The organism is Candidatus Neomarinimicrobiota bacterium, from assembly GCA_012964825.1.
Lineage (GTDB): Bacteria > Fidelibacterota > Marinisomatia > Marinisomatales > S15-B10 > UBA2125.
The window spans coordinates 1-3779 of sequence record DTTI01000014.1 but is presented as its reverse complement, the minus strand read 5'-3'; the positions used below and the strand labels follow the sequence as shown (position 1 = coordinate 3779).

The 3779-nt window shown below is 45.6% G+C and carries 5 protein-coding genes; all 5 read left to right on the top strand.

The window, feature by feature from the left end; all coding sequences use genetic code 11:
- Positions 1-262 precede the first annotated feature (262 nt).
- Complete coding sequence (locus tag EYO21_00920) at positions 263-922, top strand: hypothetical protein (protein HIB02376.1); 660 nt, start codon at positions 263-265, stop codon at positions 920-922.
- 164 nt (positions 923-1086) lie between these two features.
- Positions 1087-2328: an NAD(P)/FAD-dependent oxidoreductase gene (locus EYO21_00915; protein HIB02375.1), complete on the top strand. Its 1242-nt coding sequence runs from the start codon at positions 1087-1089 to the stop codon at positions 2326-2328.
- A gap of 122 nt (positions 2329-2450) precedes the next feature.
- Positions 2451-2798 carry a 4a-hydroxytetrahydrobiopterin dehydratase gene (locus tag EYO21_00910; protein HIB02374.1) on the top strand — a complete coding sequence of 116 codons (348 nt, stop codon included), beginning with the start codon at positions 2451-2453 and terminating at the stop codon, positions 2796-2798.
- Complete coding sequence (locus EYO21_00905) at positions 2777-3421, top strand: TlpA family protein disulfide reductase (GenBank protein ID HIB02373.1); 645 nt, start codon at positions 2777-2779, stop codon at positions 3419-3421. Before EYO21_00910 ends, EYO21_00905 begins: the two co-directional genes overlap by 22 nt.
- A gap of 78 nt (positions 3422-3499) precedes the next feature.
- The coding region (locus EYO21_00900) for a T9SS type A sorting domain-containing protein (GenBank protein ID HIB02372.1) at positions 3500-3779 on the top strand (280 nt) is incomplete at its 3' end.

Genomic DNA, 3779 nt, shown 5'->3' with positions numbered 1-3779 from the left:
TAATGGGCGGAATGGCTCAATACTTTTCAGGTCCTCCTGAGATGAGTAATGGCGACGCTGTTTGGTCTTGGTCCAAATAAAATATAAAGCACAAAGCCCCGCACCTTAGCGGGGTTTTTTGTTTATAGACCTCCTGATTGACTTTACCGCTATCTCTCCTTAGGTTGGCTCCAGAGAGGTAGTTTCCCCATTATGTTTCCACATCAGTTTTCTCAGCCACTTTCCCAATCCCAACCTTGAAACTGATGGGGGGACGGTCGGGATGAAACATATGGATGTTGGTATTTTTAACATAAAGACCTTAGCAGCTCATGTATCCAACCATATACCAACAAATAAACCGTACCTAATTGGAATTGATGGGCTTGCAGGTTCCGGCAAAACCACATTTCTCACGAAACTGGTTCAGGTATTGGAGAATGCAAATTTGAAGGTAACCGTTATATCTATGGACAGATCCTTTTGGAAAAAGATACGGACAGAAGCGTGCAGAGAATCGCGTTTCGACCCAGAGAGAGATTCCGTGGGGGAGGACTATGATTGGAGGCGCCTCAAGTTAGAAGTATTAGTGCCGCTTCGTGAAGGCAAGACTCCAGTGGGCTTACCAAGGGTTCAGGTACTGGTTGTTGAAGGATGTTTTAGTCTGAGAAATGAATTACAGGAATTCTACAAGCTGAAAATTTTTACTGATGTCCCGAGAGATATGGCTTTAATAAGAGCCGTAGATCGGGATGGTGAAGAAGAGAGATATTGGTACGAGAACTACTGGAGGCAGGAGGAGAATTTGTATATTAGGACCCATGATCCGATGCAGCGGGCTGAGTTGGTCATAGATGGATGTCGAGAAATTGCGAACGACGAAGTGCATTTGAAGCTAACTACCGCATTCAGTCGACAGCTAACCGTTGCGGCTGATGCTTGACATTATGCTTTTCAACCTAATTCGTAAACTCAATCTGAGAAGTGACAAGAAGACGGTCCGTACAAAAGAGAAAACAGAATTTTTTTCAAAATAACCGATAACATTGGGAACTCTTTTTTATCAATGTTTATTATACGCTAGGCTTCGATAAGGAGAATAAATCTATGGGGAGTAATACGATCTTAATATTAGGCGGTGGGGTAGGTGGGCTCGTTACAGCCAACGAACTGAGGAAAGCTTTGCCGAGTGAGAACCGCATTGTATTGATCGAAAAGAACAGTGAGCACGCCTTTGCGCCATCATTCTTGTGGCTGATGGTTGGAGATCGGGAACCCCGGCAGATAACCCGGCCGGTGCAAGACTTGCTCCAGCCCGGTGTCGATCTGAAGCATGGGGAAATCAGTGGTATCAGTGCAGTGGATCAGACCGTTGAGGTTGACGGAGAAAGTTTATCTTATGATCATCTTGTAATTGCGTTGGGCGCTGATCTTTTTCCCGATGCCGTTGTGGGACTGAAGGAGTCAGCACACACCTTTTACAGCTTTGAGGGTGCGAAGAAGTTACGCCAGGCTCTAGAGTCATTTCGCGAAGGGACAGTAGCCGTTGTTGTCAGTGCCATGCCATACAAATGCCCCGGCGCACCGTATGAAGGGGCCATGCTGATTGCAGATTATTTCAGGCGACTTGGATTGAAAGATAAGGTGAAAGTTTGTTTCTACACGCCGGAGCCACAACCCATGCCGGTGGCCGGACCAGAGCTCGGGAAAGCTGTAACAGAGATGCTAGTGTCGAATGGGATTGCGTGTCATCCGTTGCATCAGCTTACATCTGTTGACGCACAGAATGGAAAACTGACCTTTGAGGGTAAGGAACATGTTGCCTATGATCTGTTGGTAGCCATACCTCCGCATAAATCACCTGCAGTCGTGAAAGAAGCAGGGCTAACCAATGATGCCGGTTGGATTCCGGTGAATCAGGGAACTCTCGAAACAGAGCACAATAATGTCTACGCAATCGGAGACATTACTTCTCTTCCCATTCCTGGTCGCTGGAAGCCCGATATACCCATGATGCTACCCAAAGCAGGTGTGTTTGCTCATGCTCAGGCGAAAGTGGTGGTGCAGCGCATTGTAGCGAACATCAATGGGAAAGATTCGGAGGCTGTTTTCAGTGGTGACGGCTACTGCATGCTGGAAGCCGGGAAATCCGTGGCTGGGTTTGCCTTTGGCAACTTCTATGCTGAGCCGACGCCGCAGGTTGAACTTCGTGAGTTGGGCAAAACCTGGCATATTGGGAAGGTAATGTTTGAAAAGTGGTGGCTGGCGCCGTTTGGTCTAAAGCGAAGTTTACTGGGGCAGATGCTCAAGACAGGCGGAAAGTTTCTGGGGATAAAGGTTGATCTGTGAATGAATAGAATGGTATTTGCAAACTCGTGTTCTTAGTACTATTAGCTTAAATATCCTAATAACTAAAGGAGAACGATGATCAAATTAATATTCAATCGGTATTTAATTACATGGAGTGGAATATGGAGAAGTTAACAAAAATGAAATGTGTTGCCTGTCAGGAAGGTGCCCCGACGGTCACGAAAGAGGAGATTGCTGAATTCAAGCCACAGGTGCCAGACTGGGATATTGTGGAGCGACAGGAGATCGACAGACTGGAGCGGGTGTACTCCTTTAACAATTTTGTGGAGGCAATAGCTTTCACCAACAGAGTGGGAGAATTAGCAGAAGAGGAAAATCATCACCCCGCTTTGTTGACGGAGTGGGGAAAAGTGACGGTCACTTGGTGGACGCACAAAATCAGAGGGCTACATCGGAGTGATTTCATTATGGCAGCCAAAACTGACAAATATTATCAATCTGGAAATTGACGGGGGCAACGGTAAATAAAAACTCACATACATTGTTGCCCTATTTATTGAACCACTTCACCTATCCATTCCTAATCTTTAGCTTGATCTTTGGAACCTGTCTCTTGGTTCCTCTTTTGTCGCAAAATTTTGATGATTCTCTCCCACTGGGCAAAGCAGTCAGTGAATGGAAAGTTGCAGACTGGTACAATTCAAGGCCACTTAAGCTTAAGGACCTCCGTGGTAAGGTTGTCCTGGTCCGGTGGTGGACGGGACCTCATTGTCCGTTCTGTATTGCATCATCGGGTTCCCTCAATCAGTTTCATGTTGAATTTGAGGAGGAAGGATTACAGGTCGTGGCGTTCTATCATCACAAGTCCAGGGAGCCACTCAACAAAGAGAAGGTGGCATTAAACATAGAATCTTTAGGTTTTGATTTTCCCGTGGCCATAGATCACGAATGGCGTACACTCAACGATTGGTGGCTTAAAGGGGGACAGCGCCGGTTTACTTCAGTAACTTTTCTCCTGGATAAAAAGGGCATCATTAGGCATATCCATTCTGGTGGCCAGTATACAAAAGGTGATGAATCATACAAGAAGATGAAGGAAATGATCAGAAAACTTCTAGCCGAGAAAGTCTAGATAAAAATTATTGTCTTTAGGTATGCAAAATCAGGCGAATTTGCGTTTGAGGACACAACACCAATAAGAAGGGATATTATGAATAGTCAACAAACTAGGGTTGCTGTCTCAGGGCAGAGTCAATTCAGTTTTGCCGTGAATGGTAAAGAGATGCCTAAGAGTTTTTCCCTTTTAGCAGGATTACCGCAGTTTATCAAAAATGCCATTCTGGATTATGATCTTTTTCCGACCAAATATGCGCTCCACCAAAACTACCCCAATCCGTTTAATCCTGTGACGACCATACGCTACGATCTGCCTCAGTCCAGCAACGTCAGAATAGTCATCTATGACATGCTTGGTCGACAGGTGAGAAGTC